Source organism: Nonomuraea sp. NPDC049625 (assembly GCF_040675285.1).
GTDB lineage: Bacteria > Actinomycetota > Actinomycetes > Streptosporangiales > Streptosporangiaceae > Nonomuraea > Nonomuraea angiospora_A.
Genome location: NZ_JBFAOQ010000009.1, coordinates 44,835 through 71,833 on the forward strand (window position 1 = coordinate 44,835; position 26,999 = coordinate 71,833).

Below are 26,999 nucleotides of genomic sequence, written 5' to 3' on the forward strand. Positions count from 1 at the left end.
TAAGGCTGTACCGTCTCCTTCATGGGAAGACTGCGGGCCGACGCCGAGCGCAGCATGCGCGCGATCATGGCGGCGGCGGAAGACGTGCTCAGCGCCAATCCGGTGGCCACGATGGAGCAGGTCGCCGAGGCGGCGGGGGTGGCCAGGGCGACCGTCCACCGCAGGTTCGCCAGCCGGGAGGCGCTGATCGAGGCCATGGAGGTGGCCGCGTGGCGGGAGATCCAGGACGCCGTGCACGCCGCCCGCCCGCACACCGCACCCGCCCAGGTGGCACTCCACCAGGCCACGGCCAACATCCTGCAGATCAAGCTCGGCTGGCGGTTCACGCTGGCCCGCCCGGTGCCGCTCAGCAAGGAGGCGCAGGCGGTGCAGTCCGAGGTGATGGACCTGTGCGAGGCGGTGTTCGGGAAGCTGCTGGGCCCCGGCGCCGATCTCGTCTGGGCCCGGCAGGTCTATCTCGCGCTGCTGGGGGAGGCCGCGCACGGCTCTCCCCCAGGTTCCGATCCGGACGCCCTGGCGACGAGGGTGATCGACACCCTCCTGCACGGCGTTCAGCGCACCGCGTAGGCGCGGATCACCTCCTGCGACAGGGTGTTGCCGTTGACGTCGGAGGCCTTCAGCCGCAGCGAGACGAAGCCGGACGGCGAGCGGTCGAGCGTCGTCTCGTAACTCCGCTCGCCCTTGTCACGCAGGCGGGCCGGCTTCCAGGTGGCGCCGTCGTCGTACGACACCTCCAGCGAGACGTCCTTGACCGCGCTCTGCGGCGCGCCCTCCTGGTGGTAGAGCGACAGGCCCAGCCGGTGCGACCTGGCCTGGTTCTTCAGGTCCACGGGCGCGTCGAACGAGGCCAGCAGCAGCGGGATCACCGTCGTCGCCGTGGTCCGCTCCGAGCCGAACGTCCACACCGCCCTCGTGCGGGTGGACAGCTTCGCCCACTCGGCCTCGTTGGCGAGGTCGTACTCGATCCGGTACGTGGCCTGCTCCGGCGGGAGCACACCCGACCCCGAGGGCAGGTAGTTCGTCTGCAGCAGCAGCTTGTCGCCCTGGTAGAGCCGGAAGTCGCTCTTCAGGCCGTGCTCGAACATGCTGGTGTACCCGTCGCCGTAGTTGCGGTCGGCGTCCACGAAGCCCTGCATCGAGATGCGCAGCCGGTCGCCGTCCCGGCGCAGCGGGTTGCGCGGGTTGATGCCGGGCATCACCGGCTGCTTGAACAGCGTCCGGCCGACCCGCTCCCCCACCTCGTAGGGGCGGAACTCCGGCGACGACATCAGGACGCGCGGCGTGTCCGGGTGCGGCCACATGTTGTTGTAGGACCGCTCCGGGCTGCCCGCCGACGAGCTCCACTTCAGCTCGGGGTCGGGGGTGACGTAGTCGGTGCGCGTGCGCGGCGTCTTGGCCAGGGGGAGGTTCGTGGAGATGGACGAGGTGTCCCACGGCTCGAAGACGAACCTGGCCTCGTTCATCGTCACGTCGTCGGCCAGCTGGCTGTGGTAGCCGGTCTCGATCCTGGCCAGCGACCTCGACCTGACCACGTACGTGAGCGAGTCGCGCACGCGGCCCTTCTCACGCAGGTAGAGGTCGTAGACGTACGGGCTGGCGACGTTGCCCTTGGCCAGGATCGGCACGGGCAGGTGGCGCAGCCGCGCGACCAGCTTCAGCCCCTCCTCGTGCGTCAGGCGCACGGTCGGGACGGCGAGCTTCACCATGTTGCCGCCGGTGGTGACGTCGGCGCCCGGCCGGTCGCTGTAGACGGCGACCATCTTGGCCCCGGCCGCCGCGGCGGCGTTGGACTGGGTGGAGACGGGCACGCCGTCCGTGCGGCGGATGACGGCGAGCTTGCCGCGCAGGTCGCGGGCCTTGATCTCCTCGGCGCCGCCCCGTCCCGCGTCCACGGCCATGAGCAGCTGGGTGCCGTCCAGGCGCGGGTACTCGGTGGAGAAGTCGCTGAACTGGACCGGGTCGACGTACTGCGGCTCCAGGTCCAGGCCGGGCGTGGACAGCTCGATCTCGGGGGCCGCCAGCCGCCAGCGGGTGGCGACGGTGAAGGTCCCCTTGGTGACCTTCCTGGTGGGCTGGACGAACAGCCGCTCCTCGATCTGCGCGCCGGGCGAGATCGTGGTGCCGCCGCGCAGCGCGGTGCCCTGCTCGCCGGAGCGGTACCACATGAGGGCCCCGGCGGCGCCGGTGTTCCGCTTGGTCCGGTGGTCGGGCGTCTCGACCTTCACCTCGACCGCCTTGCGGGCGTCCAGCACGACCTCGGTGTTCTCCGTGATCTTCATTTCCGGGTCGCCGAGCAGGCTCTCGTTGAGCGGCTTGCCGCCGGCGGTGCTGTCCTGCGTGGCGGGCATGGTGAAGATGTGGCCGAGCACGGAGTAGGTGCCGGGCTTGACCAGCAGGCAGGTGCCGGTGCCGTACTTCTGGTCGGTGCAGGGCTGGGAGGGGTCGCCGGGGAGCAGGCGGCCGACCAGGGTGCCTTCGTCCAGGTTGAGGACGGTGAAACCGCCGCGGCCGGGGCGGCCGTCGCGGGCGATGCCGCGTACGCGCAGCTCGACGCGCTTGTCGTCGACACTGGCGGTCAGCAGCGTGCGGACCGGGCTGCCGCCCGCGACGGCGGCCGTCAGCTCCTGGCGCACCAGCCCGCTCTCGGCCGCCTTGGCCGTGACCGTCACCTCGGCCTTCCCGCCGGCGGGCACGGTGAGCTTCGACGGCTCGACGGTGAACGCGTCGCCGGCCGACAGGTCCAGCTCGGCGGGTGTCTGGCCGAGGTTGTGGTAGCCCACGGTGAGGCTCTTCCGCTCGCCGGTGGTGAGCTTGCCGAAGCTCGCCGAACCCGTCGAGGCCAGGACCGAGCCCTTGAGCGCGGCGGCCACGTCGATGCGGCCCGCGCCCTGCTCGTCCACGGAGATGTCCTGGCCAGGCCTGGCACTGGCCATGAGCAGCGACTTCAGCTCGTTGCCGGCGATCCCCGGGCGGGCCTGGCGCAGCAGCGCCGCCGCGCCCGCGACGTGCGGGGTCGCCATCGAGGTGCCGGACAGCGTGAGGGTGCCGCCGCCCGCCTTGGCGGCGGTGATGTCCACGCCGGGGGCGGTGACGTCGGGCTTGACCGACTGGTCGGCCGTGATCGGGCCCCTGCTGGAGAACGGCGCCAGCGCGTCCCGCTTGTCCACCGCGCCGACGGTCAGCGCCTCGGGGGCGTCGCCCGGGGCGCCCACGCACCCGTCGCAGCCGTCGTTGCCGGCGGCCACCACGAACAGCGTGCCGTACTGCTTGCTGAGCTGCGTCACCGCCGCGGTGAGCGGGCCGCCGGGCTCGCGGCCGCCCAGGCTCATGTTGACGACCTCGGCGTGCTTCTCGCCGGCCGCCCATTCCATGCCGTCGATGATCCACGACAGCTGGCCGTAGCCGTCGGCGTCGAGCACGCGGCCGTTGAGCAGCCGCGCGCCGGGCGCGACGCCCTTGCCGACGCCGCCCGCGCCCGTGCCCGCGATGGTGCTGGCGACGTGGGTGCCGTGCCCGTGGGGGTCGCCGGCGACGCTCTGGCCGGTGAAGTCGCGCTGGTCGGCGACCTTGCCCGCCAGGTCGGCGTGCGCGGCGTCCACGCCGGTGTCGAGGACGGCCACGGTCGTGCCGGTGCCGTCGTACCCGGCCGCCCACGCCTCGGGGGCGCCGATCTGCGGCACGCTCTGCTCCAGGTCCGGCTTCACCTTGCGGTCGAGCCAGATCTTCCGCACGCCCGCCAGCGGGCCCGCCGCTCTCAGGCTCGGGGTGGCCAGCTTGGCCAGCTCGGCCCCGAACGCCGCGGCGTCCCGGGTGGCCACCGACACGCCCGCGCCGCCGATGCTCTCCAGCGTGCGGGCCTGCTTGACGGCGGGGATGGCGGCCTTGGTGGCGTTGCCCTCGTAGGTGAGGATGAGCGGGATGGCGCCTCCCGCGTAGCCCTGCTCGGCCAGCTCGGTCACGTTGAACAGCGCGGTGTCGAGCCGGTCGGGGACCAGGGCGGCGACGTCGTCGGGGACGACGGTCACGCCGGTGTCCGTCTCCAGCACCTGGAACGTCGGCACGGAGCCGTCCGCCCGCGGCGCGGGGGTGACCGTCACCGCGCGGTGCTCGCCGTCCACGGCCCGCACCTGCACCTGGTCACCGGTGATCAGCGTGATCTCGCCGGCCGGGGCGCTCGTGAACGCCATCGGCGGGCCGGCCGCCTCGGTGCCGGCGTGCGCGCCGGGTGCCGAGAATAACGATGCGACCATGACCATGGAGACGGCCGCAACCCGCCATCGTCCCATGGACGACCTCCAGAGAATCGGTAAGCACGAATACCGAATTACTAGTCATCCGGATGGACGTTGTCTATGAGGTTGGTGTGGCCAGATCCCGACTTGTCGGGAATCCGCCACCGTCCTCCCGCGCTGCCGCCACCCTGCCGCCACCCTGCCGCCACCCTGCCGCCACCCTGCTGCCACCCGATGGCGCACCCAAGGGATCTCCGGCCGAAGTGCGGGCCGCACTTCGGCCGGGGTCTTGTGGAGAGGGGGAGGGATCGAGGAAGCCCGGCCGCGCCGCAGCGGCGTGCGGCGGCCTGCGCTGAGGTGATGGGGTTTGTGCATTGCCGGGCGCGATCAAGTTGCTTAACGTGCTAAAGGCTGATCTGTCGCCTTTCCGTGGGGAGCCGCCTGACATGCATGATGACCGCAACCTGGTCGAGGCCCGCCTGCAGCGGGTGCTGGACGAGCGCATCCGCCCGGCCGTGTATCCCGAGTCCGTCCCGCTGGAGGTGGCGGTCTGGCACGCGCCGGGCGAGCCCGTACCGGTCGCGGAGGGGCTGGCGGCGACGCCCGAGCCGATCGCGACCGGCACCGCGTGGGGCGCTCCTTGGGGCACGAGCTGGTTCACGGTCACCGGCACGGTGCCCGCCGGATGGGCGGGCAGGACCGTGGAGGCCATCCTCGACCTGGGCTTCAACGAGAACATGCCGGGCTTCCAGAGCGAGGGCCTGGTCTACCGCCCCGACGGCTCGCCGGTGAAGGGCCTCAACCCCCGCAACCAGTGGGTACGCATCGGCTCCCCCGTCGAGGGCGGCGAGCGGGTGCGCCTGCACGTCGAGGCCGCCTCCAACCCCGTCATCCTCGGCTACCCGCCCTTCCGGCCGACGCACCTGGGCGACAGGGAGACGGCCGGCGGCGACCCGCTGTACCGGCTGGCACGCATGGACCTGGCCGTCTTCGACGAGACCGTGTGGCAGCTCGTGATGGACCTGGAGGTGCTCGGCGAGCTGATGCTGGAGCTGCCGGCCGACGGCACCCGCCGCTGGGAGCTGCTGCGGGCCCTGGAGCGGGCGCTGGACGCCGTCGATCTCCAGGACGTCAACGGCACGGCGGCCGCCGCCCGGGCCGAGCTGACCGGCGTGCTGTCGTCACCGGCGGTGCCCTCGGCGCACCGGATCAGCGCCGTCGGCCACGCGCACATCGACTCGGCCTGGCTGTGGCCGCTGCGCGAGACCGTGCGCAAGGTGGCCCGCACCGCCTCGAACATGACCGCCCTGCTGGAGGACGAGCCGGACTTCGTGTTCGCGATGTCGCAGGCGCAGCAGTGGGCGTGGATCAAGGAGCACCGCCCCGAGGTGTGGGCGAAGGTGACCAAGGCGGTGGCCGCGGGCCGGTTCGTCCCGACGGGCGGCATGTGGGTGGAGTCCGACACGAACATGCCCGGCTCCGAGGCGATGGCCCGGCAGTTCGTGCACGGCAAGCGGTTCTTCATCGACGAGTTCGGCATCGACAACGAGGAGGTGTGGCTGCCGGACACGTTCGGGTTCGCGGCGGGGCTGCCGCAGATCATCAAGGCGGCCGGGTCGAAGCGGCTTCTCACGCAGAAGATCTCGTGGAGCCAGACGAACACGTTCCCGCACCACACGTTCCTGTGGGAGGGCATCGACGGGACGCGGATCTTCACGCACTTCCCGCCGGTGGACACCTACAACTGCTCGATGACCGGCCGCGAGCTGGCACACGCGGCCCGCAACTTCAAGGACAAGGGCGTCGCGCGGCACTCGCTCGCGCCGACGGGCTGGGGCGACGGGGGCGGCGGCACGACGCGCGAGATGGTCGCCAAGGCGGCCAGGGTACGCGACCTGGAGGGCTCGCCCGCCGTCACGTGGGAGCCGCCCGCCCACTTCTTCGCCAAGGCCGAGGCCGAGTATCCGAACCCGCCGGTCTGGGTGGGCGAGCTCTACCTCGAGCTGCACCGCGCCACGCTCACCAGCCAGGCCAAGACCAAGCAGGGCAACCGGCGCAGCGAGTCGCTGCTGCGGGAGGCCGAGCTGTGGGCGGCCACCGCGGCCGTGCGCGCCGGGGCCTCGTACCCGTACGAGCGGCTCGACCGGATCTGGAAGACGGTGCTGCTGCACCAGTTCCACGACATCCTGCCGGGCTCGTCGATCGCGTGGGTGCACCGGGAGGCGCGCCGGACGTACGAGGCGGTGGCCGCGGAGCTGAACGAGATCATCGACACCGCGCAGCGTGCCCTGGCCGGCGACGGCGACCGCGGGGTGGTCTTCAACGGCGCCCCGCACACCCGCCACGGCGTTCCGGCAGGAGGCGCCCGGGCCGTCTCCGGCGCGCGGTGGACGGAGACGCGCGAGCGCGACGGCGGCGGTTTCGTCCTGGAGAACGACCTGCTCAGGGTGGAGATCGACGCCCGCGGCCTGGTCGTGTCCGCCCGCGATCTGACGGCGGGCCGGGAGACCGTCCCGCCCGGCCAGGCGGCGAACCTCCTCCAGCTCCACCCCGACTTCCCCAACAAGTGGGACGCCTGGGACGTGGACGAGTTCTACCGCAACACGGTCACCGACCTCGTGGACGCCGACGAGGTGAGCCTCGACGGCGACGGGGTCCGGGTCCGGCGCTCGTTCGGGTCCTCCACGGTGACGCAGGTGCTCACGCTGGCCGGCGGGCGGCTCGACATCCTCACCGAGGTCGACTGGCACGAGACGGAGAAGTTCCTCAAGCTGGCGTTCCCGCTGGACGTGCGCGCCGACCGGTACGCCTCCGAGAGCCAGTACGGCCACGCCTACCGCGCCACGCACACCAACACGAGCTGGGAGGCGGCCAAGTTCGAGGCGTGCAACCACCGCTTCGTGCACGTGGAGGAGCCGGGCTGGGGCGTCGCGCTGGTCAACGACTCGACGTACGGCCACGACGTCACCCGGGCCGTCCGCCCGGACTCGGGCACGACCACCACCGTGCGCGTCTCGCTGCTGCGAGCCCCGCGCTTCCCCGACCCGGAGACCGACCAGGGCGTGCACCGCTTCCGGCACGCGCTCGTGCCGGGTGCGACGATCGGCGACGCGGTGCGCGAGGGCTACTTCGTCAACCTGCCCGAGCGCCTGGTGGCCGGCGCGGCGGCGGAGGTGGAGCCGCTGGTCACGGTGGACGACGACGCCGTCGTGGTGACCGCCGTCAAGCTGGCCGACGACGGGAGCGGCGACGTGATCGTACGCTTCCACGAGTCGAGGGGCGGCCGGGCCCGCGCCACGCTGACGCCGGGCTTCCCCGTCGCCGAGGTCGTCGCCACCGACCTGCTGGAGCGCCCCACGGGCGCGCCGGGGCAGGGGCTGTCGGTGTCGCTGCGCCCGTTCGAGCTGGTCACGCTCCGGCTGAAGCGGGCCTAGTCGCTGAGGAGGGCGCCCAGGCGGGGCGCGTACGTGGCGTGGAAGACCAGTGAGGCCGCGCCGATCGCGGCGGCGTCGGCCGCGATCGGCGAGGTCTCCACGCGGACGGCGTGCAGCCGCCTGGCCAGCGTCCTGGTCGACACGGCCCGCGCGATGACCTCGCGGTAGAGCTCCCCCACCTCCCTCAGCGCGGGCCCGCCGAGCACGAGCAGGTCGATGTCCAGCATGTTCACCACGCTCACGGCGGCGTCGGCCAGCCGCTCCGCCACCCGTTCGATCACCCGCCGCGCCTCGGGCTCCCCCTTGGCGGCGGCCGCGCAGACGGCCTTGTGGGAGACGCGCCCGCCCATGGCGGCCTCGATGGCGCTCGGGCAGCAGACCGCCTCCACGCAGCCCCGGTTGCCGCAGTAGCACTCGGGCCCGTCGGGCTCGAGCGTGATGTGCCCGAACTCGGCCGCGTTCAGCGACCGCCCCCGATATACCTGGTTATCCAGAAATATCCCGCCACCGATGCCCGTCCCCAGGTACAGGTAGGCGAAGCTCGGCGTGGTCCGCGCGATCCCGGCCCACCGCTCCCCGATCGCGGCGGCGGTGGCGTCGTTGTCCACGGTCACCGGGAACCGCGTGTGCTCGTGCAGCAGCGCCTTGATCGGCACCTGGTCCCACGCGGGCAGCCTGGGCGGCGAGACCATCACCCCGTCCCCGTCCAGCGGCCCCGGGCAGGCCAGCCCCACCCCGAGCACCTTGCCGTCCGCCACCCCCGCCTCCCGCAGGATCCGCCGCGCGGCCCTGGCCATCTGCCGGATCACCGCCTCGGGCTCCAGGCCGGGCCGTACGGGCCGGCGCAGCCGCTCGACCGGCCGCCCGGCCAGATCGGCCAGCACGCAGGAGATCTCCTCGGGATCGAAGTGCACCCCGATCGCGTAGCCGGCGTCCGGGTCCACGCGCAGGATCGTGCGCGGCTTGCCCCCGCCCGACGGCACGGACCCGTCCTCGACGACGAGCCCCTCCTCCAGCAGCCGGCGCACGATCACGGACACGGTCTGCGCGGTCAGCCGGGTGCGGGCGGCGATCTGCACCCGGCTGATGCCGTCGGACGCCTGGATCGCCTCCAGGACCACGGCCCGGTTGTAGCTCCCCACCTTGGGCAGGTTCGTGCCCAGTCGCATGTGAGCCATGTCACCACAGAGTGTTGACTTAGTAAATCAAATAGATTTACGTTCTCCGCAAACCCAAGGAAACACGGGGAGCGCGTGATGAAACGTACGCTGGCCGGTTCTCTCCTCCTTCTCCTGACCGCCGTCGCCGGGTGCGGTGGCGGCACCCCGCAGAACGCCTCAGGCGCCAAGGAACTCGAGGTCCTCTACAAGGTCGAGACGACGTGGCCGTACCTGGAGAAGATGCTCGCCGCCGCGAAGCAGCAGTACGAGTCCGCCCACCCGGGCGTCAAGATCAAGCTCACGGCCGTCCAGGGCAACAACGAGGCGTACTACACGAAGCTGGCGCTGCTCAACCGCTCCCCGGACTCGGCTCCGGACCTCTACTACCACGACACGTTCCAGGTCAACGCGGACGTCGCGGCCGGCAAGCTGGCCCCGCTCGACGACTACCTGGCGAAGTGGCCCGACTGGAGCGCCCAGTTCCCCGACTCGGTCAAGCAGGCCGCCAAGGGTGGCGACGGCAAGATCTACGGCGTGCCGATCAGCACGGACACGCGCGGCCTCTGGTACCAGAAGGACGTCTTCGCCAAGGCCGGCCTGCCGGTCCCGTGGGAGCCGAAGACCTGGAACGACGTGCTCACGGCGGCCCGCACGATCAAGCAGAAGCTGCCCGGCGTCGTCCCGTTCAGCATGTACGCCACCAAGATCCACGGCGAGGCGTCGACCATGCAGGGCTTCGAGATGCTCCTGTACGGCACGCCGGGCGGCACCCTGTACGACGACGCGCAGAAGAAGTGGGTGGCCGGCGGCAAGAACTTCACCGACGCCCTGACCTTCGTCAACACCGTCTTCCGGGAGGAGCTGGGCCCGAAGCAGACCGACGCCCACAACGCCAAGCTCGGCGACAAGGTGACCATGGAGTGGTTCCCCGAGGCCAAGCTCGGCATCTCCCTCGACGGGGCCTGGGCGAGCTCGGCCTGGAGGACCACCGGGACCAAGCCGTGGCCCGAGTGGACGGAGAAGATCGGCTGGACGCCCATGCCGACGCAGAACGGCGAGGCGCCGGGCGCGGTCAGCATGTCGGGTGGCTGGGTCATGGCGATGAGCGCGTACACCAAGCACAAGCAGGAGGCGTTCGACTTCATCACCACGGCCACGAACAAGGAGAACTCGATGGCGTACTCGGTCGGCACGGGTGACCTGGCCGCCCGCAAGGACGTGGCCGCCGACCCGAAGTACAGCGCCGACAACCCGAGCGTCAAGTTCTGGACCGACCTGGCCTCCGTCACCCACTACCGGCCCGCGTACGAGGTGTACCCGAAGGTGTCCACCCAGGTCCAGGAGGCCATGGAGGCGGTCGTGACCGGCTCGCGGACCCCTGAGGAGGCCACCGCGAACTACGCCAAGGCGCTCCCGGCCGCGGTCGGCGGACCCGACAAGGTCCTGTCGCGATGACGATCGTCACCGCCCCACCTCCGCCCGTGACGAGCCGCCCGGTACGCGGCTCGTCACGGCGGAACGCCATGCGCTGGCTCCTGCCCCTGGGTCCCGCCCTGGTCCTGCTCGCGCTCTTCCTGGCGGGGCCGATCCTGTGGAGCGTCTACATAGCCTTCACCAACGAGACGTTGACGGGCTCGGCCTCGGTTCACTCGCGGTTCGTCGGCGTGGCCAACTTCGTCAAGCTCTTCGGCGATCCGAACTTCCTGAACTCGTTCCTCCTGACGTTCGTCTTCGTCATCGGCTCGGCGGTCATCGGCCAGAACACCCTCGGCCTGATCATCGCCCTCCTCCAGCGCGGCCGCGGCCGGGTGACCCGCAGCGTCGTCAACGGCGTGGTGATCGCCGCCTGGGTGGTGCCGGAGGTCGTGGCCGCGGCCTGCTGGTTCTCGTTCCTGGCCGAGGAGGGCACCCTCAACAGGGTCCTGGGCCTCTCCCAGGAGTGGCTCTACACGGCCCCGATGCTGGCGGTGATCCTGGCGAACATCTGGCGCGGCACGGCCTTCTCCATGCTCGTCTACTCGGCCGCGCTCTCCGAGGTGCCCGCCGACCTGGTGGAGGCCGCCGCCGTGGACGGCGCGGGCCCCGGCCGCCGGCTCCTGCACATCACGCTGCCGCTGATCCGCCGCTCCATCATGGCCAACCTCATGCTGATCACGCTGCAGACCCTGGCCAGCTTCGGCCTCATCTACGCCCTGACGGGCGGCGGCCCGGGCACGGCCAGCCAGACGACGCCGCTGTACATGTACGAGCAGGCGTTCCGCTACTTCGAGATCGGCTACGGCTCGGCGATCGCGCTGGTCATGCTGGTGATCGGCGCGCTGTTCTCGCTGGTCTACCTGCGCCTGATCAAGGTGGAGGACTCATGACGAGGCTCGCCGGCCGCGCCGCCGCCCTCCTCTCCCTGGCGCTGATCACGCTGGCCTTCCTGGGCCCGTTCCTCTGGGTCCTGCTCGCCTCGGTCCAGTCCGAGGCGAGCCTGGCCGCCAAGCCGACGCTCTCCTTCTCGCTGGACAACTTCAAGGCCGTCCTGACCTGGGACACGATCATCCTGCCCCTGATCAACTCGATCGTCATCTCGGGCTCCACGGCGGTGCTGACGGTCCTGGTGGCGGGGCTGGCCGCGTACCCGCTGTCGCGCTACCAGCTCCGCTACCGCCGCCACTTCATGCTGAGCCTCCTGTTCACCACGGGCCTGCCGGTGACGGCGATCCTCGTGCCGGTCTACGCGATGTTCTTCCGCTTCAACCTGTACGGCTCCGTGCCGGCCATGGTGCTGTTCCTGACGGCGAGCTCGCTGCCGTTCTCGATCTGGATGATGAAGAACTTCATGGACGGCGTGCCGGTGAACCTGGAGGAGGCCGCCTGGGTGGACGGGGCCGGCTGGCTCCGCTCGCTGACGACGGTGGTGGGCCCGCTGATGGCCCCGGGGATAGCCGTGGTGGCCATCTTCGTCTTCGTCGGCCAGTGGGGGAACTTCTTCGCCCCCTTCGTCCTGCTGGACACCCCGGAGAAACAGCCGGCGGCGGTCACCGTCTACACGTTCTTCTCCCAGTACGGGCAGGTGGCCTACGGCCAGCTGGCCGCCTTCTCGATCCTCTACACGGCGCCGGCGGTGGTCCTCTACGTGGCCGTCAACAAATACCTGGCCAGTTCCTTCAGCTTCGCCGGCTCGGTGAAGGGCTGACGGCTTACCAGAGGTAGTTGAAAGGCGTACGGTTGACGCATGGCTGCGACCCCGGACACCGTGCACTGGCGCGGCGTGCACCACCTCGCCCTGGTGACCGCGGACATGGACGCCACCGTGCGATTCTGGCACGGCGTGCTCGACGCCCGCCTCGTCACCACCCTCGCCGTCCCCGCGTTCAAGCACTACTTCTTCGAGGTGGCGCCGGGTAACACCGTCGCCTTCTTCGAGTACACCGACCAGCCGCTCGACAGCTTCGCCAAGCCCGCCGGCGTGCCCTACCCCAAGGCGGCGCAGTTCGACCACCTGTCGCTGCACCTGCCGGACGAGGACGCGCTCAACCGGCTGCGCGACCGGCTCAAGGCGCACGGCTGCGAGGTCACCGACGTCATCGACCACGGGTTCCTGCGGTCCATCTACTTCAGCGACCCGAACGGGATCGCGCTCGAGGCCTCCTGGTGGACCGTCGATCCGACCGGCCGGCCGGTGGACTACTCCGACGAGCGCCTGTTCGCCGACCCCGACCCGGTCCCCGCCGTACGGGAGCTGCGGGAGGAGGGGCGGCTGCGCCGGACGGTGGCCACGCGCCTGGTGGACGGCATCGTGGAGGACCTCAGGCGTGAGGGGATCACGCTGGATCCTTGAGTTTCACGAAGGCATCACGTGGGGAAGGTCGACGCTTGACCTGCCCCACGTTAGCCTGACCTCAGTTCGCATGTATGCCACTACATGCGGCGGCCGTTTAGTCGATCATGGCTGTGGTAGCGCCGATCGCTATGACAACGGCGGCAAGTATGACGAGAAACCGTACGGTCCGGGGTGTTGACTTGATCGCATCCCGGACTATGCGTCCGAGCTCTTGCACGATCGTGGTCCCAAAGCCCGATGGATCGCACATCGCAGGTTTCACCTCCCCCCAAATCGGGCCCCTGACCTGCACCGTCCCTCCTTTCTTAATCTTGGTTCCACGGTGCATGAGGGTCTCCCAATCTGCAAGTAGGCTTCACGTGGTTCTCCGAGTGTGAAAGTAAATTTCAGTCCACAGGCGCGCCACGACCTGCCGGTCAGAAAACCGGCAGGTCGTGAAGGCCCGGGAGATCGGGCCTATGCGCAGGCGTAACCGGAGGGCGTCTGCGTGTTGCCGCTCGGCCGGCTGACCTGGAAACCGAAGGTGGTACTGGCGTTCGGGGCCAGGTTTCCGTTGTAGGCGAGGTTCTTGGCGGTGACGGTCTGCCCGCTGACGGTGAGGGTCGCGTTCCACGAGCCGGTCAGCGTGTGCCCGGCGGGCAGGGTGAAGGTGACGGTCCAGCCGGTGATGGCGGAGGTCCCGGTGTTGGTGACGGTCACGGGCTGGACGACGTACCCGGTGGCCCACTGGGTCTGCACGGTCCCGGCGGCCGTGCAGCCACCGCCGCCGCCGGGGCCGGTCGTGGTGGTGAAGGTGCCGAGGGCGGAGTTCGCCGAGACGTTCCCTGCCCCGTCACGGGCCCGGACGTACACCTGGTACTGGGTCGAGGGGCTGAGCCCGGTGAGCGAGATCGAGTTGGTCGTGGACTGGCCGAGGAGCTGGTCGGTCGCGCCCTGCTCGCGGTAGACGTCGTACCCGGCGAGCCCGCTCCCGCCGCTGTCGGTCGAAGCGGTCCAGGTGAGCGAGGCCGAGTTCGAGGTGACACTGCCCGCCGAGGGCGTGCCCGGCGTGGTCGGCGGGGTGGGGTCGGTGGTCGTGCCGCCGGCCAGCGCGTCGTGCACGGCGGTGTACGACGGCTTCTGCTGGTAGCTCTCGTCGTAGATCAGGGCCGCGCCCTGCCCGGAGAACGTGTCGGGCACCCAGGAGTACTTGTCGGTGAAGCCCCAGATCGTCACGCCGGCGCAGGCGGTCACGGCCAGGCAGGCGTTGACGACGTTGCGGTAGTAGGTGGCCTGCGTGGCGTCCTTGGTGGCGTCCCTGGGCATCACCATGCGCACGTCCAGCTCGGTGATGCGGACCTGGACGCCGAGGGCGGCGAAGCGCTGGAGGTTCTGCTGGAAGTCGTTCGGGAAGCCGTACTGGATCGCGAGGTGCGTCTGGAAGCCGACGCAGTCGACGGGCACGCCCTGCTGGCGCAGCGACGAGACCAGGTTGTAGATCGCGGTGCTCTTGGCGTTGATCCCCTCGGTGTTGTAGTCGTTGATGCACAGCCGGGCGTCGGGGTCGGCGGCGCGGGCGGCCCGGAAGGCGTCGGCGATGTAGCTCTGGCCCAGCGTGTTGTACCAGAACGACGTGCGCAGGTTGCCACTGTCGTCGAAGACCTCGTTGACCACGTCCCAGGAGACCACGGCCGGGTTACTGGCGTAGTGGCCGACGACCTGGCTGATGTGGTTCTGCATGGCGCTGCGCATGGCGGTGGCGCTCAGGCTCTGCACCCAGCCCGGGGTCTGGTTGTGCCAGACGAGCGTGTGGCCGTGGACCTGCTGGTTGTTCTGGGTGGCGAAGTTGACGACGGCGTCGGCGCCGGAGAAGTTGAACTGGCCCTGGCTCGGCTCGGTCGAGTCCCACTTCATCGCGTTCTCGGCGGTGACCTGGCTGAACTCGGTCGCGGCGATGTTGCGGTAGGCGGTCTCGTTGGCGAGCGGGCTGGTCGCGAGCGCCGCCCCGATGAACTTGCCCTTGGCCGCCGCGTGGGTGCGTAAGGGCGCGGAGGCGTGGGCCGGGCCGGCCGGCAGGAGGAAGGCTGCGAGCATCCCCACGAGGGCGAGGAGGACTCTGACGGGCGAGGACGAATGCACGGACATCTACCTCCGAAAGCTTTCGATCCCGGTGGATCGCATCGAAGACGGTATTGACATGCTGGATCAGGGTCAATGCCGACCTCGTGCGGCCACTAAACCAGCAGCTGAACGATAGAAACTATCGGAAAAGAAATGAAACTTTCATGAGCCTTGCCCCCGCCGGGGCCCTCAGGAACATTGGTAGCAATCACCCTCATAGAAGGGCAGACCAATGGCAGACGGGCTCGTCTTACCCCCCGGCGCCGGGCAGTCGCTCGGGTCCATGGGGATGACGCTGAAGGTCGGGGCGGAGCACTCGAAGACCTGGTCGGTGTTCGAGAACACGATCGCACCGGGCTTCGACGTCGGCGCCCATTTCCACCACCACGCCGAGGAGCTGTTCTACATCCTCGACGGCGAGCTGGACCTGCTCGCCTTCCAGCCGCGGGAGATCACCGGCGAGCCCTGGCAGACGTGGGAGTCGGAGGGCGGCGCCCGGACGGTGCGCGGCGGCCCCGGCAGCCTCATGTACGTGCCCGCGGGCTGCCCCCACGCCTTCGCCAACCCCGGCGCCACGCCCACCCGAATGCTCTTCATCGTCACCCCGGCGGGCCATGAGCACTACCTGCGCGAGCTGGGCGAACTGCTGTCCCGCCCGGGGCCGCCCGACCAGGCCGCCGTGATCGAGCTGCGGACCCGGTACGACATCCAGCAACTGTCCCCCATCGGCCTCGGCTGAGCCCGTTCCCGGCGAGCTAGCGCAACGTACCTACCGGTCGGTACTGTGATTTATCCAGAATAATCGTCCACTAGCCGGGAGTTCGGTGTATGTCCCTTTCGCACGCCCAGGTCGTGGCCCAGCTCACCGGAGCCGGTCAGCTGTTCGAGATCGAGGAGATCGGCGACACCGGGATCCGCACCTGGAAGCACGCGCCCACCCACTTCCGCGCGCTGCTGGAGATGAGCCGCTTCCACGGCGAGAAGGTCTTCCTCGTGTACGAGGACGAGCACATCACGTTCGAGGACCATTTCCGCCGCGCGGCCACCCTCGCCAACCGCCTGGTCGAGGAGTACGGGGTGCGGAAGGGCGACCGGGTGGGCGTGGCCATGCGCAACTACCCCGAGTGGGTCGTCTCGCTGTCGGCCGCGCTGGCGGCGGGGGCCGTCGCCGTACCGCTCAATGCCTGGTGGACGGAGGCCGAGCTGGCCTACGGCGTGCGGGACTCCGGAGCCAAGGTGCTGATCGCGGACGGCGAGCGCGCCGCCCGGCTCGCCGCGACGGGCGTCCCCCTGATCGTCGCCCGGGGCGAGGTCCCGGAGGGCGCGCGCGGCTTCGACGACGTGCTGGGCGAGGTCGCCGCCGACGTCACGCTCCCCGCCGTCGAGCTGGCCCCCGAGGACCCCGCCACGATCTTCTACACCTCCGGCACGACCGGCAGCCCCAAGGGGGCGCTGGGCAGCCACCGCAACCTGGGACAGTCCCCCATGACCGTCGCCTTCGGCCTCATGCGGGCGGTGGCCATGGCGGGCAAGGACGTCGGGGCCGCGGCCGGCACCCGCCGGGTCACGCTCCTGACCGTCCCCCTGTTCCACGTCACGGGCTGCTTCTCCGCCCTGACCACCACGATGTTCGCCGGCGGCGGCCTCGTGCTCATGTACAAGTGGGACCCCGAGCAGGCGCTGCGGCTGATCGAGCGGGAGCGCGTGACCGCCATGATCGGCGTGCCCACGAACGCCTGGCAGCTCATGTCCCACCCCGACTTCGGCAAGTACGACCTGTCGTCCCTGACCACCCTCGGGTACGGCGGCGCCCCCGCCCCGCCCAAGCTCCTGGAGCGCATCACCCACAACCTCCCCGACCGCGCCCCCTCCAACGGCTACGGCATGACCGAGACGACCGCCCTGGCCATCGGCAACGGCGGCGCCGACTACCAGGCCAAGCCCGACAGCATCGGCCTGCCCTCGCCCGTCGTGGACGTGCGCGTGGTCGACCCCATGGGCGCCGAACTGCCGCCCGGCGAGGTGGGCGAGCTGTGCGTACGCGGCCCGAACGTCATCCTGGGCTACTGGAACAAGCCGGAGGCGACGGCGGAGACGTTCGTGCACGGCTGGCTGCACACCGGCGACCTGGCCAAGATCGACGAAGAGGGCTTCGTCTACATCGTGGACCGGGCCAAGGACATGGTGATCAGGGGCGGCGAGAACGTCTACTGCGCCGAGGTGGAGGCGGCCCTGTTCGAGCACCCGGCGGTCGACGACGCCGCCGTGATCGGGGTGCCGCACGAGGAGCTCGGGGAGGAGGTCGGCGCGGTCATCCGCCTGGCGCCCGGCACCTCGGTCGCCACCGAGGATCTCCAGTCGTTCCTCAAGGACCGCATCGCCAAGTTCAAGATCCCGGCGCACATCTGGTTCCGGGAGGGCGAGCTGCCCCGCAACCCCGGCGGCAAGATCCTCAAGACCCACCTGCGCAGGGAGATCCTGGGCGCGTAACCCCGCTCTTTCCGCCTCCTGGCACCTTGCTCTCGCCGGGAGGCTTTCGCGTGACCACCGTCACATTATGAGCGTTACCGCAGGTGGAACGGACTTCCGACCGTCCCCTTTACGTGGCGGGTAATCGCGCCCCCTACGTGGCGGCTGACATCTTTCAGGTGTCGCGAAAAACCGCCACCAAGGGAGCCCGAGACATGAGCACCGCCCTGACCATCACCGCCGACCGGATGAAGTTCCTGCGCCTCGCGCTGGCCGCCGACGCCGTCGTCACCGGCGGCAACGGGCTGGTCTACCTCGCCTTCGCCGGCCCCGTGAGCGACCTGCTCGGCCCCGGCGCGGCCCTGCTGCGCGGCATCGGCGTCTTCCTGCTGGTGTACGGCGCCGCCGTCGGCCTCCTCGCCACCCGCCGCGCCATCAGCCCCGCCGCCACCAGGGCCGTGATCGCCCTGAACATCGTCTGGACCCTCGGCAGCGTCGCCGCCGTCGTCACCGGCGCCGCCGATCTCACCACGATCGGCGCCATCTGGACCATCGCCCAGGCCCTGGTGGTCGGCGTGTTCGCCGAACTCCAGATCGTCGGCCTCCGCAAGACCCGCAACAACTGACAGAAAAGAAGGAATGACCATCATGAACCTCATCGAGCGCTACGTCGCCGCCTGGAACGAGACCGACGCCGACGCCCGCGCCAAGGCCGTGGCCGAGCTGTGGACCGAGGACGGCACGTACACCGACCCCCTGGCCGACGTGAAGGGCCACGACGCGATCGCCGCGGTGATCGCGGGCGCCCAGGGCATGTTCCCCGGCCTGGTGTTCACCCCGGGCGAGGTGTACGACGCCCACCACCACATCGCCCGCTTCACCTGGCACCTGGGCCCGGAGGGCGGGGAGGCGGTCGCGGTCGGGTTCGACGTGGTGGAGCTGGCCGAAGACGGGCGGATCCGTACGGTCCTCGGCTTCCTCGACAAGGTCCCCGCCGCCTGACCCTCCCCCTCTTTCCGCCGAAGGCTCCCGCTCCTCGCGGGAGCCTTCCGCATGCCCGCCCACTCCCCACACACCAAAACCAGCCCCCGCCCGCCCAACGCCCCCTCCCGACCCGCCATCTCCCAACCCAGCATCCCCGACCCGGCGCCTCCCGGCCCGCCACCGCCTCGGGCACCCTCCCGGCACGGCACCGCCTCGGCGCCTCCTGGCCCGCCACCCCGGCCCGCCCCCTCGGCCTGGGGTTCTCCGGCCCGGGGGCCCTGCTCATCCCGCAGGCCCCTTCCGCAGGCCCCCTCCCATGGGCCCCGCTGACCCCCTCCCATGGGCCGCTCCTACAGACGACGACCCCCTCCCCTTCCATGAGCAAGGCCCCGAGGGACATCAACCCCGGTCGGCGGCGAAGGGACCCGACAGACCCGCCGAAAACGATTTGCCCCGATCATCACCCGAGCCGGAAAATTGACGCTCGTGCTGCCCACCGGACTGAAGCGCTTCCTGCGTCACTTCACCATCGACCTGAGCCCCCTGCGCGACTCCCGCGACTACCGCCTCCTCTTCGCCTCCGGCGTCATCACGATGTTCGGCACGTTCATCACCATGGTCGCGGTGCCGTACCAGATGAAGGAGCTGACGGGCTCCTACCTGGCGGTCGGCCTGGTGAGCCTGGCGGAGTTCGTCCCGATGGTGGTGTGCGGCCTGTGGGGTGGGGCGATCGCCGACGCGCTCGACCGCCGCAAGATCATCGTCCTGAGCGAGCTGGGCCTCCTGGTCACCACGGGCGCGCTCACGGTCAACGCGATGCTCCCCGACCCCCAGGTCTGGGTCCTGTACGTGATGGGCGCCGTCTCCACGGGCATCTCCTGCCTGCAGCGTCCCAGCCTGGAGGCCGTGTTCCAGCAGGTGGTCAAGCACGAGCAGCAGGGCGCGGCGGCGGTGCTGTCGAGCATGCGCTGGAACTTCGGCGCCATCGTCGCCCCGGCGCTGGGCGGCCTGCTGGTGACCGCCTTCGGCTCGGCGGCGGCGTACGGCATCGACACGCTGAGCTTCGTGGTGTCGCTGGCGCTGCTGTGGCGGATCAGGTCGCTGCCGCCGGCCGAGGACGCCGCCCCCGCGTCACTGAAGTCGCTGGCCGAGGGCATGCGGTACGCGGTGCGCCGCCCCGACCTGATGGGCACGTACCTGGTGGACATCGCGGCCATGGTGTTCGCGATGGGGACGTCGCTCTTCCCGTTCCTGGCCGACGAGCTGCACTCCCCGCAGGCGCTGGGGCTGCTGTACTCGGCGGGGGCGGTGGGCGCGCTGGCCGCCTCGATCACCGGCGGCTGGGCGGCCCGCGTACACCGCCAGGGCCTGGGCGTGATCATCGCGGCCGCCCTCTGGGGCGTGGCGATCGCCGCGTCGGCGCTGGCCCCCAACGTCTGGATGCTGTTCGTCTGCCTCGCCTTCGCGGGCGCCGCCGACATGATCAGCGGCATCTTCCGCATGACGATGTGGAACCAGACGATCCCGCCGGAGCTGCGCGGGCGGCTGGCCGGGATCGAACTCCTGTCGTACGCGTCCGGCCCGATGCTGGGCAACGCCCGCGCCAGCCTGATGGCCAACTTCGGCGGCACCCGCTTCTCGCTCGGCGCGGGCGGCCTGCTGTGCGTGGGCGCCGTGCTCGGCCTGGCCGCCGCGCTGCCTGGGTTCCGCACGTACGACGCCAGGACCGACGACCACGCCCTGGCGGAGAAGCTCCGCAGGGAGGCCGCCGTCTAGGTCACCGGTTTTCCGCCTTGGCGAACACCCGCAGCGCCTCGGCGTCGGAGTGAACGTTCGTCACGTAGTCGGCCACCCACTCCTCGATCCCGCCGAACCCGCTCTCCCGCACCAGCCGCTCCCCCACCAGGGCGGCGTCGAGCGGGGTCCGGCGCAGGGTCACGGCGCCGGTGTCGCCGTCCAGCAGCGCCCAATGCGCCCCGCTCTGCCCGTACGGCATGCCGACCGACCCGGGGTTCACGACCAGCACCCGATCGGCCAGCCGTACGAAGGGCATGTGCGTGTTGCCCAGCACCACGGTGCCGGCGCCCTCCCCGGCCAGCACCTCGGCCCACCGCTCCAGCGAGCTGTCCACGAGGATCATCTCCTCGTCGCTGCGCGGCGTCGCGTGCACGAACAACGTGGTCCCCAGCTGCCCCAGCTCGACCACCTGCCGATCGGGCAACCCGGCCAGCAGCTCGACCTGATCCTCCCGCAGCTGCTCGGCCGCCCACTGGGACACGGGATAGGGGCTGACCTTCCCGCGCACCGCCTCCACCAGCTCCCTGTCGGCGTTCCCGTTGACCCACAACGCCCGCTCCCCCAGCGAGACGAGCACGTCCAGCGTCCGCACCGGCATCGGCCCGGCGGCCATGTCCCCGGTCAAGACGATCACATCGGCCCCGGCCACCTCGGGCTCGGCCAGCACGGCTTCGAGCGCGGGCAACACTCCATGAATGTCGGACAACACGGCGATACGCATACATCCACTCTCCCCCAAGGATCGTGCTGTGTATGCATGCATTCACAGGGCGTGAGCGCATTAGATTGGTAGCGTTGGTTCATGACTGCCGAAGCGGTGATCGTTAAGATGACGTATCCCTCGCTGCCCGACTGGGTGTTTCCTCCACCTGGAGGGTTTGTCGCCGAAGCTCTCGATCACATTCCGGATTTGCCTGCGCACACAGAGTTGATTGATGGAAGCTTGGTCTTCGTGAGCCCCCAAGGGGCCTTCCACATGCGCGTCGTCTCGTTCCTCGAGAACGAGCTGCGCCGTGCGGCAGCGCCAGATCTACGTGTGCGTCGCGAGATGACCATTATTCTTGGCCCCACCCAGCGCCCGGAGCCCGACCTCACGGTCGTCAGGGCCGATGCCGTGCACGACGACGAGACCTTCTACCAGGCTCGAGATGTGATCCTCGCCGTAGAGGTCGTCTCCCCCGAGTCCAAGGACCGCGACCGTCACCGCAAACCGCAGCTCTACGCTGAAGCCGCGATTCAACACTTCTGGCGGATCGAGAAGAACTCCGGCAAGCCCGTGGTCTACGTCTATGAACTGGACCCCGCCACCAGTTCCTATACGCTCACCGGCATCCATCACGAATGCCTCAAACTATCCGTCCCCTTCGATCTGGCCATCGACCTCACCGAGATCGACCGGCTCTGAGCCGCCTCAGCCCACCTCCCGCCACCCTTCATACCGCTCCACCAGCTCGTCCACCTTGGCCAGCGCCCCCTCGTCCAGCCCTTCGACGACGACCAGCCACTGCGCGTCCTCGGCGTCGTCCTCCCCGGCCAGCGTCTCCCGCACCACCCGCGGCACCCCGAGCGCCGGGAACCACTCCCCGAGCGTCTCCGCGACCTCCTCAGCGTCCTCCCGCTCGGCGAACACCAGCAGATGCTTCATCTTCCTCCTCCCACCTTGCGAGTGATGCTCATGATGCCGCCTTCAACATCGCTTCCCGAGTGGGTCGTCCAGCGGATGAGCGTCAAGCTAGCCCCCCGGGCAGCGTCCAGAGCCTGACCTCTTCGTCCTGGGGCCCGACGCCCTGATCGGCCCTGACGTCACGTGTTTCCACGCCGAGGACGTGGTCCTTGCTGTCGGAGTGGTCTCACCCGACTCAGAGGTGCGCGACAGGAAACGCAAACCCGTCCTCTACGCAGAGGCTGGGATCCCTCATTTCTGGCTGATCGAGAAGATCAACGGCAAGCCGGTCGTCCACGTCTACTCACTCGATCCCGTCACAGAGGCCTACGTCACCACCGGCGTCCACTACGACAGGCTGAAGGTCCCGGTCCCCTTCGACATCGACCTCACCAAACTGTGCAAGAGCAGAACGCGATAGGGGCCGAAACGGCGGCGTTCCGCCGTACCGGCCCCTTCCCAGCTCAGGAGCTACGGAGCTGGGCGCCCACGCGGTCCGTCGCCATGGCCACCGCCGCGTCGCGCGCCGCCGTCGTCTCCTCCACCGTCAGCGTCCGGTCCGCGGCGCGGAAGCGCATCGTGTAGGCGAGCGACTTGTTCCCCTCGCCCACCTGCTCCCCCGCATAGACGTCGAACAGCCGGATCGACTCCAGCAGCTCGCCGGCCCCGTCGCGCAGGGCGGCCTCCACGTCGGCCACCGGCGTGAAGTCGGGCACGATCAGCGCGACGTCCTGCGTGGCCACCGGGTAGGCCGACACCGACGGCGTCTGAACGGGACCCGGCATGGCGGACTCCAGCCGTGACAGCTCCAGCTCCATGGCCGAGGTGCGCGGCGGCAGCCCGTACGCCTCGATGACGCGCGGGTGCAGCTCACCGGCGTGCCCCACCAGCGTGTCGCCCACGTAGAGGGCGGCGCACCGGCCGGGGTGCCAGGGCTCGTGCTGGTCGGCGCTGATGGACAGCTCCAGCCGCGCCTCGCCCGCGACCAGCCGCGCGGCCTGCACCGCGTCGGCCCAGGAGGCGGTGCGACCGCCGCCCCACCAGCCGGACCGCTCGAACTCGCCGGCCAGCACCACCGCGACCCGTACCGGCTGGTCGGGCAGCGCCGCCTCGATCGAGGCCAGCTCCTCGGCGGTCGGCCGGCGCTCGACCCCGAGCGCCGGCGCCACCTCGGGAGCGCCCTCACGCGGCCGGTAGACCGGCCCCATCTCGAACAGCGCCACGTCCGAGAACCCGCGCCCGGCGTTGCGTACCAGGGTCTTGAGCAGACCCGGCAGCAGCGTCGTGCGCATCAACGGCTCGTCCTCCGACATCGGGTTGGCCAGCCGCATGGCACGGCGGCGCGCGTCGTCGGCGGGCAGCAGCAGCCGGTCGAAGTCGTCGGGGCTGATGAACGGGTAGCTGAGCACCTCGACGTAGCCGCCCTCGGCCAGCGCCCGGCCGGCCCGGCGGCGCAGCCGCTGGCCCTCGGTGAGCCCGGCCCCGGCGGGGGCGGAAGGCAGCACCGACGGCAGGCTCTCGTAGCCCTCCAGCCGGATGACCTCTTCGGCCAGGTCGTTGGGGTCGGTGAGGTCGGGCCGCCACGACGGCGGCGTCACCGTGATCATGTCGTCGCCGGTGACGGCCAGCTTGGCCGCCAGGGCACCGCCGGTCACGACCCCGGTCGGGTCGACGCCGCCCTGGCGCACGGCCGGGTCGTCGCCGTCGACCACGACGCAGCCGACCTGCTGCAGCCGGGAGACGACGGTCTCCTTGGAGTAGGGGACGCCAGCCACGGTGCCCGGATAGCTCGACGGGATCGCGATGCGCGCGGGCGACACCTCGACCTCGGCGTGCGTGACCCCGGGCTGGATGCTCGCGCCGCCCAGCTCGGCCAGCAGCTGCACGGCCCGCCACGAGGCGACGAGGGGCAGCTCCCGGTCGACGCCGCGTTCGAACCGCTTGGACGACTCCGACACCAGCCCGTTCCTGCGCGACTCGCGCGAGATGCCGGTCGCGGAGAAGTGGGCGGCCTCGATGACGATGTCGGTCGAGGCGTCGGAGATCTCGGTCTCCAGCCCGCCCATGGTGCCGGCCATCGAGATCGGCCCCGACTGGTCGGTGATCAGGATGTCGTCGGGGTCAAGCTCGCGTACGACGTGGTCGAGCGTCTCGAGCCGCTCGCCCGCGACGGCGCGGCGCACGACGATCTCGCCGCGCAGCTTGCCGCGGTCGAACGCGTGCAGCGGCTGCCCGAGCTCCAGCATCAGGTAGTTGGTGATGTCGACGGCCAGCGACACCGACCGCATGCCAGCGCGCGTGAGGCGGATCCGCATCCAGAGCGGGCTCTGGGCGGCAGGGTCGAAGCCGGTGACCTCGCGCAGCACGAACCTGTCGCACGCGGTCGGGTCGGCGATCGACGCCGGCCACGCCGTGCCGGTCTCGGTGGGCAGCTCGACGTCGGCGGGGTCGCGGAACGCCACCCCGAACCCGGTCGCCACCTCGCGGGCCACGCCCCTGATCGACAGCGCGTAGCCGATGTCGGGCGTGATCTCCAGCTCGATCACGTCGTCGCGCAGGCCGAGCAGCTCGACCACGTCGGTGCCGATCGGGGTGTCGGCCGGCAGCACCATGATGCCGCCGTGGTCGTCGCTCAGCCCGAGCTCGCGCTCGGAGCAGATCATGCCCTCCGACATGCGCCCGTACGTCTTGCGCGCCCCGACCTCGAACCCGCCGGGCAGCACGCCCCCGGGCAGCACGACGGGCACGCGGTCACCGGCGACGAAGTTGGTGGCGCCGCAGACGATCTCGCGCGGCGTCGCCTCGCCGGTCTCGACCTTGCAGTGCCGGATCGGCTTCTTGAAGCCGGACAGCTCCTCGATCACGAGCACCTCGCCGACGACGACGTTCTTGACGTCGTGGCCGTGCGAGGTGATCGACTCGAGCTTGAGCCCGGCGGCCGTGAGCTTGTCGGCCACCTCGTGGGCGGTGACCGCCGGGAGATCGACATACTCCCGCAGCCAGGAAAGCGGGACCTTCATCAGATCTCCATTCCGAACGGGAGCGTGAAGCGCACGTCTCCCTCGACCATGTCACGCATGTCCTCGGCGTTGTGGCGGAACATCAGCGTCCGCTCGATGCCCATGCCGAACGCGAACCCGGAGTACCGCGACGGATCGACCCCGCAGGCGATGAGCACGCGCGGGTTGACCATGCCGCAGCCGCCCCACTCGATCCAGCCCTCCGACTTGCAGGTGCGGCAGGGCGGGTTGCCGGGGATCGCCGAGCTGCCGCGGCAGACGAAACACTTGAGGTCCATCTCGGCGGACGGCTCGGTGAACGGGAAGTAGTTGGGCCGGAAGCGGGTCGTGATGCCCTTGCCGAACATCACCTCCGCGAACCGGTCGAGCGTGCCCTTGAGGTGGGCCATCGTCAGGCCCTCGTCCACGGCCAGCCCCTCGGTCTGGTGGAAGACCGGGGTGTGGGTCGCGTCGAGCTCGTCGGTGCGGAACGTCTTGCCAGGCGAGATCACGTAGACCGGCAGCTCGCGCTGGAGCAGCGCGCGGATCTGCACCGGCGAGGTCTGCGTGCGCAGCACCATGCCGGAGTCGGCGTGACCCGGCGCTGCCACGTAGAACGTGTCGTGCTCCGAGCGGGCCGGGTGGTCCTTGGCGATGTTGAGCGCGTCGAAGTTGAACCACTCGCCTTCGAGCTCGGGGCCCTCGGCCACTTCGTAGCCCATGGCGACGAACGCGTCGGCGATGCGCTCCTGCAGCGTGGTCAGCGGGTGGCGGGCACCGCGCGGCCGCCGGTCCCACGGCAGGGTGACGTCGACGGTCTCCTCGACGAGCACCCGCGCGTCGCGCTCGGCCTCGAGCTCGGCCTGGCGGGCGGCGAGCGCTTCGTTGATCGCCCTACGGGCGGTGCCGACGCGCTTGCCGGCCTCGGCGCGGGCGGCGGGCGGCAGGGCGCCGATCTCGCGGTTGGCCAGGGCGATGGGCGAGCGGTCGCCCGCGTGCGCCAGCCGGGCCTGCTTGAGTGCGTCGAGGCTGTCGGCCGCCTTGATCGCCGCGATGGCGTCGGCCTCCATGCGGGACACCTCGTCGGCATGCAACGGTGTCACCTCGACGGGGTCGTAGTCAGACAAGAGTGAGCTCCGTATCCAGGGCTTGAGCGGAAAAGAGTCTAGTGGGGCCCGCCCACCGGGGCCGACTCGATCGCTAAGGGGTGGCGAAGTCGGGCGTGCCGGTGGGCACGGTAAATCGGAACTCCGCCCCGCCCTCGGGCGCCCGCTGCACGGTGATCGTGCCGCCATGCGCCTCGACCAGGCCCTTGACGATGAAGAGGCCGAGCCCGGTGCCACCGCGCCGGCGGCTGTTGCCGCCTCGCCAGAACTGCCTGAAGACGCGCGGAGCCAGCTCGGGCTCGATGCCCTCGCCCTCATCGCGCACCGACACGGCAACTCCCCATCCGACGGACTCGATCTCAATTGTCACAGTGCCGCGCCCGTGGCGCAGCGCGTTTTCCACCAGGTTACCCAGGATCTGGTCGATCTTGTCCTGGTCGAGCCACATCTCCGGCAGGTCCTCGCCGACGATCAGGCGAAAACGCCCCTCGGTCTCGCCCGCCGCGACCCGGCCCGCGATGAGCCTGCGCACCCTGGCGGGGACGTCGACGACCTGGCGGCGCACCTCCAGCCGCCCCGACTCGATGCGCGAGACGTCGAGCAGCTCGGTGATGAGCCTGGTGACGCGGTCGGCGTCGTTGTTGACGGTCTCGAGCATGACGCGCTTCTGCTCGTCGGTGAAGCGCTCCCACTTGGCCAGCATGGTCGCGGTGAAGCCCTTGACGCTGGTCAGCGGCGAGCGCAGCTCGTGGGCCACGGTCGAGACCAGGTCGGCGCGGCTGCGCTCCAGCCGGGCGCGGGCGCCGCCGTCGCGCAGGGTGATCGTGACGCGATCGACCTCGCCGCCGCGCTCCGGCTCGCGTACGAGCCTGGCCGCGACATACAGCTCCTGGCCGCCGGGCAGGTGCAGCGGCCGCTCCGGCGCCCTGCTCCTGATGCGCATCCCGCCCTCGGGGTCGAGCGCCTTCCACCAGTCGCGCCCGTCGTGGTCGCGGAACGGGAACACGTCGTTCATATGCCTGCCGACCGCGCGCTCCATGGGGACGCCGGTGAGCCGGGCGGCGGCCCGATTTACGGCCAGAACGCAGCCGTCACGGTCGGTCACGATGAGACCGTCGGGAAGGTCGTCGATGGCTATCGTGCACGCGGCGGCCACAACTCGCCCGTCGGTGTCTGCGCCGTGCACGACCTCGCCCCCTCCGCCTACAACGCCGACAATAGCG

Annotated in this window: 21 protein-coding genes; 13 read left to right on the forward strand and 8 right to left on the reverse strand. The window is 70.5% G+C overall.

Going from position 1 to position 26,999, the window contains the following annotated elements; all coding sequences use genetic code 11:
- Positions 1-21: 21 nt before the first annotated feature.
- Positions 22-567: a helix-turn-helix domain-containing protein gene (locus AB0J87_RS34670; RefSeq protein WP_363972048.1), complete on the forward strand. Its 546-nt coding sequence runs from the start codon at positions 22-24 to the stop codon at positions 565-567.
- Here the strand turns inward: AB0J87_RS34670 and AB0J87_RS34675 are convergent.
- Positions 552-4,286 (reverse strand): S8 family serine peptidase, encoded by a 3,735-nt coding sequence (locus AB0J87_RS34675; RefSeq protein WP_363972050.1) that lies wholly within the window; start codon positions 4,284-4,286, stop codon positions 552-554. The two genes, AB0J87_RS34670 and AB0J87_RS34675, sit on opposite strands and share 16 nt — an antisense overlap.
- Positions 4,287-4,678: 392 nt before the next feature.
- On the opposite strand from AB0J87_RS34675, the gene AB0J87_RS34680 reads away from it, so the two are divergent.
- Positions 4,679-7,666 carry a glycoside hydrolase family 38 C-terminal domain-containing protein gene (locus AB0J87_RS34680; RefSeq protein WP_363972052.1) on the forward strand — a complete coding sequence of 996 codons (2,988 nt, stop codon included), beginning with the start codon at positions 4,679-4,681 and terminating at the stop codon, positions 7,664-7,666.
- On the opposite strand, the gene AB0J87_RS34685 is transcribed toward AB0J87_RS34680, so the two are convergent.
- Entirely contained in the window at positions 7,663-8,835 is a 1,173-nt protein-coding gene (locus AB0J87_RS34685) for an ROK family transcriptional regulator (protein WP_363972054.1), read from the reverse strand. The two genes, AB0J87_RS34680 and AB0J87_RS34685, sit on opposite strands and share 4 nt — an antisense overlap.
- Positions 8,836-8,922: 87 nt before the next feature.
- Between AB0J87_RS34685 and AB0J87_RS34690 the strand changes: the two genes are divergently transcribed.
- From AB0J87_RS34690 to AB0J87_RS34705, 4 genes are read left to right on the forward strand one after another with little or no spacing between them, the layout of a single operon-like run.
- On the forward strand, positions 8,923-10,281 hold the full coding sequence (locus AB0J87_RS34690) for an extracellular solute-binding protein (RefSeq protein WP_363972056.1): 1,359 nt from the start codon (positions 8,923-8,925) through the stop codon (positions 10,279-10,281).
- On the forward strand, positions 10,278-11,192 hold the full coding sequence (locus AB0J87_RS34695) for a sugar ABC transporter permease (RefSeq protein ID WP_363972058.1): 915 nt from the start codon (positions 10,278-10,280) through the stop codon (positions 11,190-11,192). Before AB0J87_RS34690 ends, AB0J87_RS34695 begins: the two co-directional genes overlap by 4 nt.
- On the forward strand, positions 11,189-12,010 hold the full coding sequence (locus AB0J87_RS34700) for a carbohydrate ABC transporter permease (RefSeq protein ID WP_350727208.1): 822 nt from the start codon (positions 11,189-11,191) through the stop codon (positions 12,008-12,010). Before AB0J87_RS34695 ends, AB0J87_RS34700 begins: the two co-directional genes overlap by 4 nt.
- Positions 12,011-12,049: 39 nt before the next feature.
- Positions 12,050-12,655 (forward strand): VOC family protein, encoded by a 606-nt coding sequence (locus tag AB0J87_RS34705; RefSeq protein WP_363972061.1) that lies wholly within the window; start codon positions 12,050-12,052, stop codon positions 12,653-12,655.
- Between the two features lie 459 nt (positions 12,656-13,114).
- On the opposite strand, the gene AB0J87_RS34710 is transcribed toward AB0J87_RS34705, so the two are convergent.
- Positions 13,115-14,782 (reverse strand): endo-1,4-beta-xylanase, encoded by a 1,668-nt coding sequence (locus tag AB0J87_RS34710; RefSeq protein ID WP_363972063.1) that lies wholly within the window; start codon positions 14,780-14,782, stop codon positions 13,115-13,117.
- 208 nt (positions 14,783-14,990) lie between these two features.
- Between AB0J87_RS34710 and AB0J87_RS34715 the strand changes: the two genes are divergently transcribed.
- The 5 genes from AB0J87_RS34715 to AB0J87_RS34735 all read left to right on the forward strand — a co-directional run bounded on the left by AB0J87_RS34715 (position 14,991) and on the right by AB0J87_RS34735 (position 19,987).
- The gene (locus AB0J87_RS34715; RefSeq protein ID WP_363972064.1) at positions 14,991-15,497 is read left to right on the forward strand and encodes a cupin domain-containing protein; all 507 of its coding nucleotides are present in this window, start codon (positions 14,991-14,993) and stop codon (positions 15,495-15,497) included.
- 89 nt (positions 15,498-15,586) lie between these two features.
- A complete protein-coding gene (locus AB0J87_RS34720; RefSeq protein WP_363972066.1) occupies positions 15,587-17,248 on the forward strand; it encodes a class I adenylate-forming enzyme family protein in 1,662 nt (553 codons plus the stop codon).
- Between the two features lie 194 nt (positions 17,249-17,442).
- Entirely contained in the window at positions 17,443-17,853 is a 411-nt protein-coding gene (locus AB0J87_RS34725) for a hypothetical protein (RefSeq protein WP_363972068.1), read from the forward strand.
- Between the two features lie 22 nt (positions 17,854-17,875).
- A complete protein-coding gene (locus tag AB0J87_RS34730) occupies positions 17,876-18,229 on the forward strand; it encodes a nuclear transport factor 2 family protein (protein WP_225963469.1) in 354 nt (117 codons plus the stop codon).
- Between the two features lie 468 nt (positions 18,230-18,697).
- Positions 18,698-19,987 carry an MFS transporter gene (locus AB0J87_RS34735; RefSeq protein WP_363972071.1) on the forward strand — a complete coding sequence of 430 codons (1,290 nt, stop codon included), beginning with the start codon at positions 18,698-18,700 and terminating at the stop codon, positions 19,985-19,987.
- Between the two features lies 1 nt (position 19,988).
- Here AB0J87_RS34735 and AB0J87_RS34740 read toward each other — a convergent pair whose 3' ends face one another.
- A complete protein-coding gene (locus AB0J87_RS34740; protein ID WP_363972073.1) occupies positions 19,989-20,729 on the reverse strand; it encodes a metallophosphoesterase family protein in 741 nt (246 codons plus the stop codon).
- Between the two features lie 81 nt (positions 20,730-20,810).
- On the opposite strand from AB0J87_RS34740, the gene AB0J87_RS34745 reads away from it, so the two are divergent.
- A complete protein-coding gene (locus AB0J87_RS34745) occupies positions 20,811-21,413 on the forward strand; it encodes a Uma2 family endonuclease (RefSeq protein WP_350727200.1) in 603 nt (200 codons plus the stop codon).
- A gap of 6 nt (positions 21,414-21,419) precedes the next feature.
- Here the strand turns inward: AB0J87_RS34745 and AB0J87_RS34750 are convergent, their stop codons facing one another.
- On the reverse strand, positions 21,420-21,653 hold the full coding sequence (locus tag AB0J87_RS34750; RefSeq protein ID WP_363972075.1) for a hypothetical protein: 234 nt from the start codon (positions 21,651-21,653) through the stop codon (positions 21,420-21,422).
- A gap of 145 nt (positions 21,654-21,798) precedes the next feature.
- On the opposite strand from AB0J87_RS34750, the gene AB0J87_RS34755 reads away from it, so the two are divergent.
- The gene (locus tag AB0J87_RS34755; protein ID WP_363972910.1) at positions 21,799-22,092 is read left to right on the forward strand and encodes a Uma2 family endonuclease; all 294 of its coding nucleotides are present in this window, start codon (positions 21,799-21,801) and stop codon (positions 22,090-22,092) included.
- A gap of 43 nt (positions 22,093-22,135) precedes the next feature.
- Here AB0J87_RS34755 and AB0J87_RS34760 read toward each other — a convergent pair whose 3' ends face one another.
- The 3 genes from AB0J87_RS34760 to AB0J87_RS34770 all read right to left on the reverse strand — a co-directional run bounded on the left by AB0J87_RS34760 (position 22,136) and on the right by AB0J87_RS34770 (position 26,962).
- On the reverse strand, positions 22,136-24,691 hold the full coding sequence (locus tag AB0J87_RS34760) for a phenylalanine--tRNA ligase subunit beta (protein ID WP_363972077.1): 2,556 nt from the start codon (positions 24,689-24,691) through the stop codon (positions 22,136-22,138).
- Entirely contained in the window at positions 24,691-25,740 is a 1,050-nt protein-coding gene (pheS, locus tag AB0J87_RS34765; protein WP_363972913.1) for a phenylalanine--tRNA ligase subunit alpha, read from the reverse strand. Before pheS ends, AB0J87_RS34760 begins: the two co-directional genes overlap by 1 nt.
- 130 nt (positions 25,741-25,870) lie before the next feature.
- Positions 25,871-26,962 carry an ATP-binding protein gene (locus AB0J87_RS34770; protein WP_363972079.1) on the reverse strand — a complete coding sequence of 364 codons (1,092 nt, stop codon included), beginning with the start codon at positions 26,960-26,962 and terminating at the stop codon, positions 25,871-25,873.
- Between the last annotated feature and the right edge of the window lie 37 nt (positions 26,963-26,999).